Genomic DNA, 16862 nt, shown 5'->3' with positions numbered 1-16862 from the left:
CCATGACCCCCACCACCGAACAAAAGCGCGCCACCTTCCACGCCCTGCACCGCCAGGGCTGCTTTGTGCTGCCCAATCCCTGGGATGCGGGCAGCGCCCGCATGCTGCAGGGCCTGGGCTTCAAGGCGCTGGCCAGCACCAGCTCGGGCCATGCCTGGTCGCTGGGCCAGCCCGATGGCGCCATCTCCCGCGAGATGACGCTGGAGCATCTGCGCAGCCTGGTCGCGGCCACCGATCTGCCCGTGAATGCGGACTTTGAAAGCGGCTTCGGCCTGGGTCCGCAGGAGGTTGCCGAAAGCGTGCGCATGGCCGTGGACACCGGCGTGGCGGGCCTGTCCATCGAAGACTCGACGGGCGATGCAGCCAACCCCTTGCGCAGCATCGAGGAAGCCGTGGCCCGGCTGCGCGCCGCCCGTGCCGCCATCGACGAGGCCGGTGGCGGCACCTTGCTGGTCGGGCGTGCAGAGAATTTCTTCGTGGGCCGGCCCGATCTGGACGACACCATTGCCCGGCTCAAGGCCTATGCCGAGGCCGGCGCGGACTGCCTGTACGCACCCGGCATCCGCAGCGCCGAGCAGATCCGCGCCGTGGTGGCGGCCGTGGCACCCAAGCCGGTGAATCTGCTGATCGGAGGGGCCAGCGAATGGAGCCTGCAGGATGCCGAGGCCATGGGCGTGCGCCGCATCAGCGTGGGCGGCGCACTGGCGCGCGCGGCCTGGGGCGGTTTTCTGCATGCGGCGCGCTCCATTGCCGAGACAGGGCGCTTCGACGCGTTCGCCCAGGCCACGCCGGGCGCCGAACTCAATGGCTTTTTTCAGGGCAAGGACTGATCCGCACCGGCCTGCAGCCGCTGCGCGGTCATGACCCAGACCGCGATATCTAGCAGGGCGGACGCGCGCTCCGCCGGCGGCAGCTGCGGGTCCAGCACGCCGTCCATCTGCCTTGCCAGGGCGCCCCAGCCCAGCAGCGCGCCCTCGTCGGCCCAGGCGCGGCCGGCGGCCAGCAGCGGCATGCCCGCCCCTGCCAGGCCTGCGGCCTGCATATCGGCCAGCCAGACCTGGCCTTGTGCCAGCCAATGGCGCAGCGGCGCGGTGGTGCTCTCGTTGCTTGCTTTGCTTGAATTGCTCATGGCGTCTTCTCCACACCGACTTCGGCAAGCGGCGGCGGCCAGGCCGTGCTGGGATGGTGCCAGTGCGCGCTGTCCTGCCAGCGCACGGAAGCCACGGCGATCTGCAACTGCCCTGCCGCGATCGCCACGCGGCCAAAGACTTCCCGCAGCACGCGGCCGCGCGCCAGTTCCCTGCGCAATGCATCACCCGCCCTGCCCTGCATGCCGTGCAGATCGCCCACCAGGGACAGGGAAGGCCCGGGCGCCGGCGACTGCAACGCAATCGTCCAGCGCTGCAGCAGCTCGTCCCGCTGCGCCAGGCCGCTGCCGGCCACCTGCAGCCGTGCCCAAAGGGGCGGCTGCTGACGCCAGGGATCGGCATGCAGATCCTGCAGATGGCGCTGCAGCAGGGCCTGGGGATCGTCGGCCCCCGGCAGCGGGCCGGTCGCCTGGATCGGCAGCGGGCCGGTCGCCTGGGCCGGCGCCAGCCGCGTGGCGTCGCGCGCCGACAGGCGGCCATCGTCGCTGGCCCAGCCGTCCAGCAGCACATGGGGACCTTGCAGCAACTGCCTTGCAGTGAGGCCACCCAGGGTTTCCGAGTCCAGCGCCCTGGCCGGTTCCCACTCCGGGTCGAAGCCTTCGGCGCGCGATGCGGACCATGTCAGATACCGACCGCTGGCCGCATCCTGCAAATGCACGGAAAACCCGCGCTGCCCGCCGCGCGCATGCCATAGCTCGGCTGCCACGGCGTGCAGGCAAAGGCCTTGCACGCGCCGGTAGCTGCGCCTGTGCACGCCCGCCAGTTCGCTCAGGGGCCGTGGCATGGGCTGTTGCGCCAGGCCGCGCAGCAGCATCCACAGCGCGGCCAGCAAGGGCGCCACGCGTTCGGCTGCACCGGCACGCCCTGCGCGCTCGTCACGCAAGGCGCGTACCAGCAGGTTGAGCACGCTGGCAGGGCGCGGCAGGTCGGCCTGGCGCAGTTCGGTGGCCAGTGCCTCGCCCTGGTCGAGGAAGGCCGGGCTCATGCCTGCACGACCCTGCAGCACCCAGCCGGTCAGCCATTGGCGGGCCTGGGCCAGCCGCTGCAGTGCGCCAGCTTCCAGCGCATGCGCCGGCAGCTGCGGCACGGGTGCGCCCGCCAGGCGCCGGGCCTGCAATGCCACCAGGGCACGGTGGGCGCAGGCCGCTGCCTTGCAGCTGCAACTGGCCGCTGCCAGGCCACCGGCGCGCGGCAGGCGCACGGTGACTTCGTCGGGGTTGGACAGTTCGCCGATCAGCGTGGCCGGGGCCTCTTCCAGCACCGCCTCGAAGCCCTGGGCCATCCAGCGCAGGGCCTTGCGCTGGGCGCCCATGCCAAAGGCCTGGGCCACGGCGCCGGCATCGCCGTCGAGCCACGGGGCAGCGGGCGCCTGGGCCATGCCATCGGCCGGGGTCTCGTGGGCCAGCCGCGCCCGCAGGCCCAGCAGCAAGGCGCACAGATGGTGGCAGGGGCCAAAGGCGGGGCAGCTGCATTGCAGCGTGGCAAAGCCCGCGCCGGCCAGGGTCTGGACATGGCCTTCGATGCCGGCGCGGGCCTGGCTGGCCGCCAATTCCCACTGCCCTGCATCCACCGCCGCCAGGGCCTTGGCCCCGCGCTTGAGCAGGCCCTTGCTGGCCCAGTCGGCAATGGCGTCATCGTCCAGGGTGCGCAGCCATTCCTGCATCATGAGGATCGCCCTCCCTGCATGGCCCCGGCCAGCCAATCCACCAGATGGTCGGGCGTCATGGCGGCAACCTGAGCGCCGCGCGCCACCAGCTGCGCGGCCAGGTCGCGGTCATAGTCGGGGTGGGCGCGGCGGTCCAGCGCGGCCAGCACCAGCACGCGGGCGCCACTGGCGATCAGCCGCCCGGCCTCGGCGATGACGCGGGCCTCGTCATGGCCTTCGTACAGGTCGGTGATCAGCACGATCACGCTGCGGCGCGGCGCGGCAAGCTGCCCGGCCACATGCGCCAGTGCCGCGCCGATGTTGGTGCCCCCGCCCAGTTGCGCGCCCAGCAGCAGCTCTTCGGGCGCATGCAGCTGGCCGGTGACATCGGCCACCGCATCGGAGAACAGCAGCACATGGGTGCGCAGGGCGCGCACGCGCGCAAAGATGCTGCCCATGACGGCGCTGTGGATGACGGATTCATGCATGGACCCGCTCTGGTCCACCACCAGCCACAGGTCCCAGGCCAGGCGCTGTGCTTGGTTCTCCCTGAAGAACAGGCGCTCCAGCACCAGCACCTGCTCCTCGCTCTGATAGTGGCGCAGGTTGTGGCGCAGGGTGCGCGGCCAGTCCAGATCGCTCATCTGCCCCTGGCCCCGGCTACTGCGGCGCCTGCGCCGCCGCCCCAGGGCCGAGTGCACGCGCGAGGACAGCCGCGCCTGCAGATCGGCCACCACGCGCGCCACCAGCCGGCGGGCCTCGACCAGCACCTCGGGGGGCAGGCTGGCGCGCACCGCCATCAAGGCGGCCACCAGTCCGATGCTGGGCGCGGCCTCGACCAGGACCTGGGGATCACTGAGCAGGCCATGGAGTCCATAGCGCGACAGCGCGTCGCGCTGCAGCGTTTCCACGGCGCTGCGCGGGAACAGATCGCGCACCTCGCCCAGCCAGTGCACGGCCTGCGGCTCCGGCATGTCCCTGCCGCCGTGGCGCCCGGACTGCCCGCCCCCGCCCTGCCATACATCGGTGCCCGAGGCGTCCGCCTGCTCGCGCAGGCGATGCTCGCGCTGGTAGAGATAGTCCAGTGCCGCGTCGCGGCGCGCATCGCTGGCATCGAGCGGCTGCGCCGCAGCCAGGGGCTGGGCGGCCTCGGGCCCGAGGATGAGGCGCCAGCGCCGCAGGGTGGCGGCATCGATTGCCTGTTCCTGCATTGGCGGCTCGTGCATTGGCGGATCTTCCCGGCTCATGACAGTCCCCAGGGTTGCAGCAGCCGGCCCACCTGGGCCGCCAAGGCGCGGCTGTGCGCCAGGGCCTCGTCCGATGGCAGGTGCACGCAGGCCAGCGTGGTTGCGCCGCGTGGCGTGGCCGCGCCCGACAGATCGGCCAGCCGCCCGGCCAGCTGCCGCAGTTCGGCACGGGTCAGCTGGGCAAAGGCCAGCCGCAAGGCGGGCAGGCCGGCCAGGAAGGCGTCTTCCGGCCAGTGCGCAATGCCGTCGCTGAGCAGGCGCAGCAGCGGCGGATGGCTGAGCAGCCAGCCCTTGGCCACGCGCAAAAAGCCCTGCAGGTATTCGCCCATGGCGGCGCCATCGACCTGCGCCAGGCCCAGCATGGCGCGCAGGGCGGCATCGGTCTGCGCAATCTGCCAGCGGCCGGCCATGCTCAGAATGCCGGCCGTGGCGCCGCGCACGCGCGCGGGCGTGGTATCGATTCCTGCCTCATGCAAGGCGCTACAGGCATCGTGGAACAGGCCGGCGTCGGCCCAGGGCGCGTGGCGGCAGACCATGCCGTGCAGATCGGCCAGGGCATCCAGGGCCTGTGCCTGCTGGGATGCATCGCCCTCGCCCAGCCAGGGCAGGCGCAGGCAGGCCTGGGCAAAGCAGCGCCGCAGCAGCGGCAGCAGGCGCGCCAGACCCACGCCGCCCAGCGCATGGCGGGCCTCGTAGGCCAGGGCCAGGCAGCCCGTGGCGCGGGCCAGGGCCAGCGCGTCGTGGCTGCGCTCCATCCAGGCCTGCACGGTGTCCAGCACCTGCTGGGCGATGCCGTCCAGCCCCATGACCAGCACCTCCAGCACGCGCTGCGCGGGCTCCGCGTGGGCCGTCTGCGCCAGGCGCTCGCGCACGAGGTGCACCGCGGCTTCCTCCAGGCTGGAGCCATGGCACATGGCCTCGGTCAGGGCGACCGTGGTCTCGACCTGCCAGCCCAGCGTCCAGACCTCGCGCACACGCGCCAGGCCCGTGCCCGCCACGAAGTCCGGCCCGGCCAGGCGCTGCGCATAGGGCACGCCCAGGTAGCACAGGCGGTGCAGCCCCTGCGACAGCCGGCGGTGGCGCGCGCTGCGGTAGATGTCCAGCTCCTTGCGCACGGGTGCGGCAGGCCGCACGGGCAGGCGGTGGCGCAGGCAGAAGGCCTGCACATCGACCAGCAGCGGGGCGGCCGGCGCGTTGGGCGGCAACTGGCCGTAGTCGTCGGAGTCCAGCAGCCATTGACCAGTCTGCTGCCCGGTCTGCTGCACCGTAGGCTGCGGTCGCAGGGCCTGGGCATGCTCCTTGAACACGGCGCTGTCCAGCGCCTCCAGCAGCTCGGCCCGGCCGCCGCGGCAGGCGCGCAAGGCGGCCAGGCCATGGGCCAGGCGCACGGCCTCTGCCGCGTCAGGCAGGCTGGCGGGCATGCCCCGGGCGCGCAGGCCGTTCACGGTGCGCGCCGCCATCTCGGGCCAGGCCTGGGCATCGGGTTGCGAAGCGCCCTGCTCAAGCGCCTGCCAAACGCCCTGGTAGTAGCCGGGCATGGGCATGCCGGCCGCGTAGCCGCTGGCGCGCTCCAGCCGCTGCAGCGTGTAGGCGATGAGGTGCACGCCCACATCGATGGTGGGCCTGGCGTCCGCAGGCCGGGCGGGGGCCGAGAGGCCGGCAACGATGCCGGGCACATGGAAGCCGCCGCAGACCACCAGGCAGCGCCCGCCTTCGGCCAGGGCCGCGCTGACCTGGACGGCCATGTGGGCCTCACGGGCCACGTCCTCGGCATCCATGCCGCTGCCGCCCGCGCCCTGCTCGCGCTCGCGCAACAGCTGGCTGAAGGCCAGCACGCCGGCAAAGTACGCCTGGGGCGAGGCGTCCTCGTTGCCTGATTCGTAATGCCGGTCCCACCATTCGTCGAAGTCGCGGCAGCCGCTGGCCTGGATGAGGCCGGCCAGCACGTCGGGCGCGCGCCGCGCGGGCCCGTCGGCCAGCAGGGGTTCGGGCGCGCAGGCGAAGTAGTCCAGCTGCGCGGCCTGCGCCAGCCTGTCGGCATAGGGCAGGTCGATGAAGCGCACGGCGCTGCGCAGCCGCGCCGCCTCGCGCAGGGCCACCCATTCGGGCGAGAAGGCGGCAAAGGGCACGTAGCAACGGCAGCGCCAGTCTTGCTCGGCCGCGCCGGGCCTGGCCATGGCCGCATGCAGGTAGGCGGCCAGCGGGGGACGTGCCTGGGCGTGCTGCAGCGCGGGCAGCAGGGCATCGAGCTCGCCCGGGCCTTCGATCAGCACGTGGGTGGGCTTGAACTCGCGCATCAGCGCGCGCAGGTGGTGGGCGCAGCGCGGGCTGTGGTGGCGCACGGGCACCAGGCGCAGCTGCGGCAGCGGCGCCAGCCAGGCGGCAGCGTCAGTGCTCACGGCCGCCTGCGACAAAGTCCTGCCACTGCGGCTGCCCTGCGCGCTGGCGTGCCACCACGCGCAGGTATTCGGCGAAACGGCGCCGGTCCTCGTCGTCGTCCTTGATCACCGTGCCCAGCAGGTGGCGCGCCAGGTGGGCCGGTCCCACCTGCTCCTGCCCGAAGTACCAGCACTGGCAGGCGGCGTTGAAGGCCACGTCGATGGCCTCGGCCGTGGACAGCACGGTGCCCGGCCGCTCCACGGCCGTGCCCTCCACGCTGCCGCTGCGCAGCTCCTGGAAGGCCGTGGCCAGCAGGGCCAGCACATCGGGCGCCACGGTGGTGCCGATGCGCTGCTGCGCCAGTGCGCGGCCCACCTCCTGCCCTATCAGCGTGGCCTGCGCGGCCACGCCTTCGAGCGGGCGCATGGCCTCGAAGTTGAAGCGGCGCTTGAGTGCGGCCGACATCTCGTTGACGCCGCGATCGCGCAGGTTGGCCGTGGCAATCACATTGAAGCCCGGCCGTGCCAGCAGCCAGGGCTGCTCGTGCTTGAGTTCGGGAATCTGCAGCAGCCGCTCGGAGAGCACGGGCACCATGCAGTCCTGCACTTCGGTGGAGCAGCGCGTGATTTCCTCGAAACGCAGCAGCCGCCCTTCCCCCATGGCGCGGTGCAGCGGGCCGGGCACCAGGGCTTCGGGGCCGGGGCCGTCGCGCAGCAGCAGGGCGTAGTTCCAGCCATAGCGGATCTGCTCCTCCACCACGCCGGCACCGCCCTGCACGGTGAGCTTGCTGTCGCCGCTGATGGCGGCGGCCAGCAGCTCGGACAGCAGGGACTTGGCCGTGCCCGGCTCGCCCACCAGCATCAGGCCGCGCTGGCCGGCCAGGGTGACGATGGCGCGCTCGACCAGGGCATCGTTGCCGTGGATCTTGCGGGCGATGTCCGGGCTACCGCCATCCGGGGCCGGGCCGCCCAGGATGAAGCTCCGCACGGAGTGCGGGCTCAGGCGCCAGCCGTCGGGGCGCGGGCCCTGGTCGGCGGCCTGCAGGGCCGCGAGTTCCCGGGCGTGGGCCATCTCGGCCGGCAGCCGCTGGGCGGCAGGCTCCGGGGTGGCCGCTGCAATGCGTTTGGTGGCCATCAGTCGCTCTCTTTGGTGCTGGCCGATTTGGCGGCGATGGCCGCGAACTGCGCCATCAGCGTGGCCTGCAGTGCGCGCGGCCACTGCTGCGGCTGCAGCCGGGGCCAGCGGCCATCCTCGCCGCGATGGCTGCTGTCATAGACCACGGCATGGGTGATGTCCACGCGGTTGTCCAGGTCCATGAACGGCAGGTAGCGCCCGTGGTGGAGTTCGATGTACAGCTGCGGGCCTGCCAGGTCCAGCTTGTGCTCGTAGATGCCGGGGCCGTCCCCCACGGGGCCGGGGCGGTAGTTCCACTTGGCCAGCAGGCCGGACAGAGCGCCCTGGCGTATCTGCAGCGGGCCGGCGGGGTGCAGGGCATGGTTCTTCCACTGCCCGGCGTCGGGCAGTTGTGCGCCTGCGTTCAGCTGGTCGATCAGCGGCTGCAGCTCGTAGTCGGCCAGGCAGGTGCGCCAGGCCTCAAGCTCGCCCGCTGCGGCATCGACCGGATGCCAGAGCAGCACCTGCGCATCGTCGGGCAGCTCCACGGCATCGTCGGCGGCGTCGAGCAGGGAAAAGTCCTCGGCAATGCGAAAGCTGGCGCCCTGCTCCAGCCGCCAGATCAGGCTGCGGCCCACGATGCGCAGCAGGGGATGCTGCAGGAACAATCTGCGCCAGCGCGGGACGGACCAGCGCTGGCCCGTCATGAAGGCGGTACCCAGGCGCGGCACCTGCTGCCTGGCGATGGCCTTGACGCCAGCGGCAACGGTCTTGAATTCGGCCTGGGCCGCATTCCACTGCAGGCGCAGCGATTCGTCCTTGAGCGCAGGCAGGGTCTTGGAGGCCTTGCCCTTGTCGCCCACCACGCGCAGGCTCAGGTCGCCCTGCAGCTGCAGGCGGTAGCGCTGCGGGCCCACCTCCAGCACCAGGCCGTCGCCGCCCAGGCCGAAATCGGGCGTCAGCTCGTCATACAGCTCGATCAGGCTCAGGCCGCGCCGCTGGGCGGCCGCCTTGAGCGCGTCATGCGTGGCTTCAATCACCAGGTCCTTGAGCTTGCGCGAGGTGGACAGGGTCTGGACCTGGGACAGCGCGTACAGCGTGTCCAGCGCACCGAGCTGCTCCACGGCGATGATGGCGCGCAGCTTCTTGCTCCAGCCCCAGGCCTTCACGGCGGCCACCAGGGTCTGCACCAGGCGGTCATCGACATGGCCGGTGGCCAGTCGCAGCGCCCAGCGCGCCTTGGGCTCGCCCTCCAGGGCCACCCAGGCATTGACCAGGTGCAGGGACAGCTGGGCGCGGCTTTCGGCCGGCACATGGGCCAGCAACTGCTCCACCAGCGGCGGCAGCTCTTCCTCGGCTGTGGCCACCAGATGCAGCACGGTGCGGGCCGCATGCTCGGACAGCGGCGCGAACAGGGCCAGGGTCTCGGGCTGGTCGTAGGCCTTGATGCTGCTGGAAAAGCGCTTGAAGCGCGCCACGCGGGCCTCCAGCGCATCGAGTAGGACCCGGCCCCCCTCACCCTGCGCCACGATCAGAGCGCCCGGCACTGGGACACCCAGGGCCAGCAGCCGGCCCTCGACCATGCTTTCGGAGCCCAGGTCCAGGCCCGTGCGCAGCAGCGCCTGCAGCAGCGGTGCGACCCCGGGATCGGGGTGGGCCAGCAGGATGTCACGGCAGGCCAGCTGCATCGCCTTCTCGCGCCGCTGCAGCCAGGCGTTGGACTCGAAGGCAGCGCCTACGGCCTGCGCATCCAGCCCTTGCATGAAGCGCGCCACCGCTTCGCGCAGCGCCCGCGAGCTGCTGGCCGCCAGCAGTTCGCCCAGCAGGGGCAGCCGGGCATGCAGCATGGACGGGTCCAGCTGCGCCAGCAGCGGGGCCAGGCGCACGGTGGGAATCTCGCGCAGATAGTCGGGCTGCTCGGTCAGCATCTGGTTGAGCAGGCCGATGAAGGGCTCGATCCGCGATACCTGCAATATGCAGCGCAGCAGATGGGGCAAAAGCTCCGGGTAGCGTGCCGTCCAGATCTGGCGGGCGACCACCGCATCGAAGTGGTACTTGGGCTGCCATCCTTCGATCCAGGCGACGAAGGGCGCGGCATCCTCCCGCACCAGGCGGTCGAATATGGGGATGAAGTAATCAGCCGGCTCGCGGTCCGCCCTGCCCAGCAGCAGGTTGACCAGTTCCAGCCGCCGCTGGGCGTCGGCGCCCAGGTCCCAGCGCAGCGCGATCAGGCCCGGGTCTTCGTTGATGGGCTTGTCGTCGAACCAGTCGGGATGGCGGCGGTAGAAGTCGTACCAGGGCGCGCAGCGCTGCGGGTGCGGAACGTCGCTGTGCCGCGTCATGTAGACATCGCGGATGTCGGCATAGAGCGCGCCGCCGCGCTCGGCCAGCTCCATCAGGTCCTGGTCTTCCAGGCTGCCCAGCAGCAGCTTCCAGTCGGCTCTGTCATACCTGGCGCCGGACTGGACGTTCAGCTCCGCGGCCCAGTCCAGCAGCTGCATCACCCGTTCGCGGCTGATGCCCGGGTACCAGAGCCAGCCGAACATGTCCAGGATGCGGATTTCACGGTAGTCGTTGTCGCCGTCCGGCGCAGGTGGACGGGCCAGGCTGGCGCGCGCCATCTGCTCGAACTCGGCCGCAAGCTCGGGACTGTGGCGCGGAATGTCGCCGTCCAGGCTGCCGTCGATCCTGCGCCCGAAGGGGATGGTCTGCCGCGCGAAGGCCAGCCACAGGTCATGGTCATGGGTCCAGGGCAGATCGAAGTTGCCCAGGGCGCGGATGGGGTTGGAATAGTCGTCGAAGGCATTGCGCGTGAAGGCGCCCACTTCGTCATGCCGGCCCGCGCGCATGCGGCTGGCCAGCACCTGGACCAGCTCGGCGGGCGGCAGCGAGGCGCTCAGTTCCTCCAGCGTGGCCTGGTCGGTGTGTTCTAGGGTCGAAGAGTTCATGGATTCAGGGGTTCTGGAGGGAGTCAAACCTGGGCTGCAGCCGCTGTGGCTGCCGCGCCCGCAGCGCGCGCGGCCAGGGCCTGGAGCATGCTGCACAGCGATGCCTGCAGCGGCAGCGGCCATTCGGCCGGTGGCAGCAGGCAGTCGGCGGCCATGTCGCGCAGGGCAAAGCCTTCGATGTCGATCTCATGGCCGGGCTCGTAGTACGGCATGGCCGCGCTGTGCAGCAGTTCCACGCGCCAGCGCTGCACGGCAAAGTCCCGCAGGTGCAGGTAGATGCCGGGGCCATCGCACACGGGGCCGGCATGAAAGCGCCATGGGCCTGCCAGGCCGTCCAGCGCCTGCTGCGTGAGTCGTATCGGTGCCAGGGGCTGCAGCAGTTCCTGCTGCCACTGGCTGGCCAGCGGCAGGTCGGCGGGCGCATCGACCTGCTCGACCAGGGCCTTGAGGCCGTAGTCGGCCAGGCATTCGCGCCACTGCGCACGCTCCTGTTCGGTGGCCTGCGCGGGGTGCCACAGGGCGATGCGGCCCTCGGCCGGCAGTTGCACCGCATCGCTCTGGGCATCGACCAGGGACAGGTCCTCGGCAATGCGCAGGCTGAACGGCTGGCCGGCCGCGGGCTCCACCCGCCAGACCAGGCCCTGTGCCACCACGCGCAGCAGCGGGTGCTCCAGGAAGAGGCGGCGCCAGGTGTCCAGCGGCCAGTGCCGGCCCAGCATCAGGCAGGACTGCAGGCGCGGCGCCTGCTGCTGCAGCACGGCCTTGATGCCCTTGGACAGCGTCTTGAGCCGCGCGGCGGCCGCATCCCACTCCGTGCGCAGGCCCTCGTCGGCCAGGGCCGGCAGGCTGCGCACCAGCTTGCCGGCCGGCGTGCGCAGGCGCAGCGACAGGTCGCCCTGCAGCAGCACGTCATAGGTCTGCGCGCCCACCTGCAATTGCACGCCCCGGCCCATGTCGAAGTCCGGCGTCAGCTCGTCGCCGAGGTCGGCCAGCGCCATGCCGCGCCGCACGGCGGCCCCGGCCAGCACGGCCTGCGCGGCGGCCAGCACGCTGGGCTTGAGCGTCTTGCCGGTGGCCAGGGCCTGCACGCAGGACAGGGCATAGACGGTGTCGAGCCGGCCCAGCTGCTGCAGCGCGACCACGGCGCGCTCCTTGCGCGTCTTGTGCCAGGCCAGGGCGGCCGAGGACAGCACATCGACGATGCGGTCGTCCGCCGCGCCGGGCAGCAGCTTGAGCACCCAGCGCGATTCGGGCGCGCCATCGGCAGCCACCCAGTGCTGGACCAGGGCCAGGGCCAGCCGCGCGCGATTCTCGGCGCTGGCCTGGGCCAGAAGTTGATGGGCCAGCGCAGGCAGCTCCTGCGGGCTGGTGGCCGCCAGGTGCAGGAGCGCGCGCGCGGCCTGGGCGGACAGGGGCGCGAGCAGGTCCAGCAGCGCCGGCTGGTCCAGCGCGGCAATGGCGGGCGACAGACGCTGCAGGCTGGCGGCCTGGGCTTCAAGCTCTGCCAGAGAGTCGGCACCATCGCTGCCAGCTGGCGCGGCCTCGCCGGCAGGTGGCATGGCTGCGTCCGCAGCCGGGGCTGCGGCACCCAAATCCTTCAGGCGCGCCTGCACCGGGCCTTGCTCGGCCGCATCCAGCAATCCACCGGCCAGCAATGCCGACAGCAGGCTGCCGGACGCCGGATCAGGATGGGCCACCAGCACATCGCGGTAGGCCAGCACCAGGTTCTTGTTGGGCTTGGCCAGCCAGCCGGCGGCCTGGGGCGCATCCACGGGCAAGGCAGACAGCGCCTGTGCCAGCGCCGCACGCAAGCCCTTGGAGGCACTGCCGGAGGCGGCCTTGCCCAGTTGTGGCAGCAGCCGCTGCAGCGTGTCCACGCGCAGCGCGGGCAGCAGGTGCGTGAGCGGGCCGGCTGCCAGCCTGGCCAGGTCGCCAGGGCGATCGGCCAGCAAGGTCTCGGCCACGGGAGCGTAGCCGGCGCGGTCGGATTCGTGCTTGCAGCCGTCTGCGCAGGCCGGCAACAGCAGCGGCAGCAGGGCCGGCCACCGGGCTTCCCACAGCCGCTGCGCCACGACGGGATTGATCGCCAGGTGGCCCAGTTGCCTGAACCAGGCGGCCAGGGGTGCGGCATCGGTCTGCAGCATGCGCTCCACCAGGGCACGGTCATGCGGCCAGTCTTCTTCGGAGGCAAAGCACAAGGCCTTGAACAGGTCCTGGGCCAGCAGGTCGCGGCGCGCGGCATCGGCCGTCTCCCAGCGCGATGCGATCAGCACGGGCTCGGGCAGGCGCAGCTGGTCAAGCACGGCGGGCAACTGCGCAAAAAAATCCCGCCACAGCGCCCAGCGCTGCGCTGCAGGCCGCGTGCGCTGCAGCGGCAGCTGGTGTTGGACGATGTCGCGGCTGAGCTGGCCGCCGCCGTCCTCGATGGCCATGGCCAGCAGTTCGGGCTCGGGCAGCTGGTGCAGCAGGTGCTGCCACTGGCAGTAGTACTGCGCGCCGGGCGCAATGCCGGCCTTTGCGCTCAGTTCCCGCGCCCAGCGCAGCAGGCCGGTGATCTCGGCACTGGACATGCCTTCATGGCCCAGCACGCCAAACACCTGCCTGAGCACGAGGTCGTAGCCATCGCGCAGCCTCCAGGGCTGGTGGCTGCGGCTGCCCCAGTCATCCAGCCAGGCGCGGGCCAGTGCCGTCAGTTCGGCCGTCAGCTCGGCGCTGCGCCGGGGCACGCCCGAGTTGCCCCCATAGAACTGTCCCAGCGGAAGGCTGATGCGCGCCAGCGCCAGCCACAGCGCGTGGTCGCGCTGCCAGGGCGCATGCTCGCCGGGCAACTGGTGCAGCCGCTCCTGGCACAGGCTGCTGCTGTCGCGCAGGAAGTCCGCCACCTCGGCATCGCGCCCCTGGGCCAGGCGCTTTGCCAGTTCGGCGGCAAAGGCCGGCATGCCCTCGCGCCCGGCCGGCGCGGCCGTGTGCAGTTCGTACAAAGCCTGCAGGGGAAGCGCTGCTGTCTCGTTGTTGCTCATGGTCTGTGGAGTCTTGGGTGATGGGCGGTCGGGCGGCCAACGTTTCAAGGGAGCAAAGGTTCACAAAGGCTCAGGCTGCCGCCTTGGCCGCCAGGGCCAGCCACTGGCCTTGCAGCGTGGCCAGCAGCGGCTTGGGCAGCCGCGCCGGGTCGGCGCTGGCCCCGTATTCCTTGCTCAGGTCGTGCACGCGCAGGCCTTCCACGGCCACGGGCAGGCCCAGATCCAGGTAGGGCGGGAAATAGCCATGCGACAGCTCCAGGCTCAGCTCCAGCGCGGGCAGGCGCCACACATGCTCATTGATGCTGGGGCCATCGCCCACGGGGCCGGGCCGGTAGCCGAACTTCTTGAGCAGGCCGCCAAGCTGCTCCTGCGCCAGCGTGATCGGCGCAGGCGGCAGCAGCATGCCGTTCTTGAACTGGCCTGGCGCGGGCTGCTCGGCGCAGGCGCCCAGCTGGTCAACCAGGGGCTCCAGCTCATAGTCGGCCATGTAGGTCTGCCAGGCTTCGCGCTCGCCGGGCTGGGCCGTGGCCGGGTGCCAGAGGCTGATGCTGGAGCCAGCCGGCAGGGCCACGGTTTCATCCTCCACATCGACCAGCGAGAAGTCCTCGGCCAGGCGGAAGCTGGTGCGCGCCAGGCCCGGCGCATCCTCTGCGCGCCAGATCAGGCTGCGCCCCACGATGCGCAGCAGCGGGTGAGCCACGAACAGCCGCTGCCAGCGATCCAGCGGCCAGCGCTTGCCGCTGACCAGGGCGGCCAGCATGCGCGGCGCCTGCTGCTTGACCACGGTCTTGAGGCTGGTGGCCAGGGTCTTGAGCTGCGCGGTGGCCGCCTCCCATTCGGGCTTGAGCGCCTCGTCCTTGACCGCAGGAATGGTCTTGCTGGCCTTGTTTTTGTCGTTGATGACGCGCAGGCTCAGATCGCCCTGCAGCTCCACGCGGTAGCTCTGCGGCCCCACCGTGACCGTCAGGCCCTGGCCCAGGCCGAAGTCCGGCGTCAGCTCGTCGAAAAGTTCGGGCACGCGCATCGCCCTGCGCGCGGCGGCAGCGCGCAGGGCGATGCGCGCCGTGCGCTGCACCTGGTCCTTGAGCGAGCGCGACTCGGAGATCTCCTGCACGCGCAGCAGAGCGTAGAGGCTGTCCACCTCGCCCAGATGCTCGATGGCGGCGGCCGCGCGCTGCAGGCGCGGGCGGTTCCAGGCCTGGACGGCGGCCACCAGCGCATCGACCACGCGGTCATCGGCATGGCCGGGCAGCAGCCTGAGCGCCCAGCGCTGCTTGGGTTCGCCCTCGGAAGCAATCCATTGCTGCACCAGGGCCAGCGCCAGGCGGGCACGGTTGTCGGCCGGAATGCGCGCCAGCAGCTCGCCGGCCAGCGGCGGCAGGCCGCCTTCGGCAATGGCGGACACATGCAGCAGCACGCGGGCCGCGTGTTCGGACAGCGGCGCACAAAGCGCCAGCAGCTCGGGCGTGTCAAAAGGCTTGATGGCCGCGCTCAGGCGCTTGATGGAAGCGAGCTGGGCTTCAAGGTCCACGCCGCCAGCGGCAGACACTGGCGATGCGGCATCTGCCTGGCTTTCATCCGATGCCGAGGCGCCCTGCCCTGTCAGGCCCAACTGCTGCAGCCGCTGCTGCACGCTGCTGGCCGAGGCCGCATCCAGCTTGCCGCCGGCCAGCAACTGCGCCAGCAAGGGACCGACAGCGGTGTCGGGGTGGGCCAGCAGCACGTCGCGGCAGGTCAGCAGCAGGTTCTTGGGCGGCTTGTTCAGCCAGCCGGCATCCACCAAGCTGGCCAGCGGAATATGGGCGGCCAGGCCGGCCATGGCGGCGCGCAGGCCCTTGGCGCTGCTGCCGGTGATGATGGCGGTCAGCGCAGGCATCGCGGCCTTCAGGCTGGCGGTGTCGAGCACGGGCAGCACATTGACCAGGTCCTTGACAGGCACCTCGGCCAGATCGGCCGGGCGGCGGGTCACCAGCTCACGGATCACGCTGCGGTAGCGGCGCAGCTCGTCCTCGCGGTCGCAGCGCTGGGCCATGGCGGGCAGCAGCAGGGGCAGCAAGGCGGCATCGTCCTGCTTCATGACATGCATGGCCAGCGCCAGGCTGATCTGGTAGCGGCCATTCTCACGCAGCTGCTTGGCAAAGGGCGCGGGATCCTCGGCCACCAGGCGGTCCAGCAATTGCAATGCGCTCGTACGCTCGGCGCGCTGGGAGTAGGTCAATTGGCTGAGCAGCAGCGCGGCCAGTTCCTCTCGCCGGGGCGCGCCGGCACTGGCCCAGCGCTGCCCGATCAGGTCGGGATCATCTATGTAGGATTTGTCGAAGAGCTGGGGATGCTCGGCAAAGAAAGGCAGCCAGTCCTTCCAGCCCTGGCCCTTGGGCTGCATGGGCTGGCGCTCGTTGCGGTAGTGGTCCAGCACATCGTCGAACAGCTTGCCGCCCACGGCGGCGTAGCGCAGCAGGTCGGCATCGTTCAGCTGGGCGACCAGGGGCTTCCAGGCCGCGTGGTACTCATGGTTGCAGCGGAACCCGGCCTCCTCGCGCAGCACCAGCGCCCAGTCCAGCGTGGACGTCACCTCGTCATAGGGCATGCCGGGATAGCTGAACCAGGGCAGCAGGCTGCCGAGCACCAAGCCTATGCCCTTGTACACAGGCAGGTCGGCACTGCGGGCGTGGGCCAGCCATTGCTCGGCCAGCACGCGCACTTCGGCAGCCACATGGGCATTGGTCAGCTCCTCGCTGCGGCCCGACAGCACATGGCCGCGCGGCACGGTGAGCCGCGCAAAAGCCAGCCAGCGATCGCCGTCACGCGACCAGGGTGCGTCGCTGCCGCTCAGATGCCCCAGGATGTTGAGACAACGCTCCTCGCAGTCGCGCAGGAAGGTGCGTACCTCGTCGGCCCGCCCGTCATGCAGGCGGGCGTCGAGTTCGGCGGCAAAGGCCTCGTCGCTGAGGCTTTCATGCAGCCGGTCATAGAGATCGCTCAGGGAAGCCGCGTGAAGATCGGTAGTGCTCATGGGGATGAGGAGATGAACAATGTGGGCAGCCGCAAACCAGGGCCTGCCGGGATGGAGACGGGGGTGGAGCCTGCACCGGACGGAAGCAAAAGTTCTTGATCCATCCGGACAGTCCCTCGGAAAACTCACAGATTCATGCCCTGCGTATGTCGTCAGCTTCGGAAAAATCTGTAGCGCCATCGGCAAGGGCTGCGCCATTGTTCCCCGGCACGCAGGCGGCGCGGGCGCCGGACTTGTCAGGTCGCGGGCACCGCCACTTGACAGGCTGTCAAGCAGGCGACTGCCGCCGCTGCGGGCAATGGACTGTACTGGGGGCTTTTCGCCCAGGCGTACTGCCCGGCCCCGCCAT

Annotated in this window: 9 protein-coding genes; 1 reads left to right on the top strand and 8 read right to left on the bottom strand. The window is 71.1% G+C overall.

The genetic code is table 11. The annotated features are described in order from the left end of the window. Positions 1-2 precede the first annotated feature (2 nt). The gene (locus tag ACFPFG_RS31745; RefSeq protein WP_071956111.1) at positions 3-830 is read left to right on the top strand and encodes an isocitrate lyase/PEP mutase family protein; all 828 of its coding nucleotides are present in this window, start codon (positions 3-5) and stop codon (positions 828-830) included. On the opposite strand, the gene ACFPFG_RS31740 is transcribed toward ACFPFG_RS31745, so the two are convergent. The 8 genes from ACFPFG_RS31740 to ACFPFG_RS31705 all read right to left on the bottom strand — a co-directional run bounded on the left by ACFPFG_RS31740 (position 815) and on the right by ACFPFG_RS31705 (position 16513). Next, positions 815-1129 carry a hypothetical protein gene (locus ACFPFG_RS31740; RefSeq protein ID WP_380109883.1) on the bottom strand — a complete coding sequence of 105 codons (315 nt, stop codon included), beginning with the start codon at positions 1127-1129 and terminating at the stop codon, positions 815-817. The genes ACFPFG_RS31745 and ACFPFG_RS31740 overlap by 16 nt on opposite strands. Further along, positions 1126-2814: an SWIM zinc finger family protein gene (locus ACFPFG_RS31735; protein WP_380109881.1), complete on the bottom strand. Its 1689-nt coding sequence runs from the start codon at positions 2812-2814 to the stop codon at positions 1126-1128. Before ACFPFG_RS31735 ends, ACFPFG_RS31740 begins: the two co-directional genes overlap by 4 nt. Then, entirely contained in the window at positions 2811-4004 is a 1194-nt protein-coding gene (locus tag ACFPFG_RS31730; protein WP_380109878.1) for a VWA domain-containing protein, read from the bottom strand. Before ACFPFG_RS31730 ends, ACFPFG_RS31735 begins: the two co-directional genes overlap by 4 nt. A gap of 32 nt (positions 4005-4036) precedes the next feature. After that, positions 4037-6439, bottom strand: a complete 2403-nt coding sequence (locus tag ACFPFG_RS31725; protein WP_380109876.1) for a DUF5682 family protein — start codon at positions 6437-6439, stop codon at positions 4037-4039. After that, positions 6429-7553: an ATP-binding protein gene (locus ACFPFG_RS31720; protein ID WP_380109874.1), complete on the bottom strand. Its 1125-nt coding sequence runs from the start codon at positions 7551-7553 to the stop codon at positions 6429-6431. Before ACFPFG_RS31720 ends, ACFPFG_RS31725 begins: the two co-directional genes overlap by 11 nt. Beyond that, a complete protein-coding gene (locus ACFPFG_RS31715) occupies positions 7553-10480 on the bottom strand; it encodes a DUF4132 domain-containing protein (protein ID WP_380109872.1) in 2928 nt (975 codons plus the stop codon). The genes ACFPFG_RS31720 and ACFPFG_RS31715 overlap by 1 nt, the downstream gene beginning before the upstream one ends. 23 nt (positions 10481-10503) lie before the next feature. Continuing rightward, a complete protein-coding gene (locus tag ACFPFG_RS31710) occupies positions 10504-13500 on the bottom strand; it encodes a DUF4132 domain-containing protein (RefSeq protein WP_380109870.1) in 2997 nt (998 codons plus the stop codon). Between the two features lie 70 nt (positions 13501-13570). Continuing rightward, the gene (locus ACFPFG_RS31705; protein WP_380109868.1) at positions 13571-16513 is read right to left on the bottom strand and encodes a DUF4132 domain-containing protein; all 2943 of its coding nucleotides are present in this window, start codon (positions 16511-16513) and stop codon (positions 13571-13573) included. Positions 16514-16862 lie beyond the last annotated feature (349 nt).

Source organism: Delftia deserti (assembly GCF_042653485.1).
In the GTDB taxonomy this organism is placed as follows: domain Bacteria; phylum Pseudomonadota; class Gammaproteobacteria; order Burkholderiales; family Burkholderiaceae_C; genus Comamonas; species Comamonas acidovorans.
This window is presented reverse-complemented; position numbering and strand designations above follow the sequence as displayed.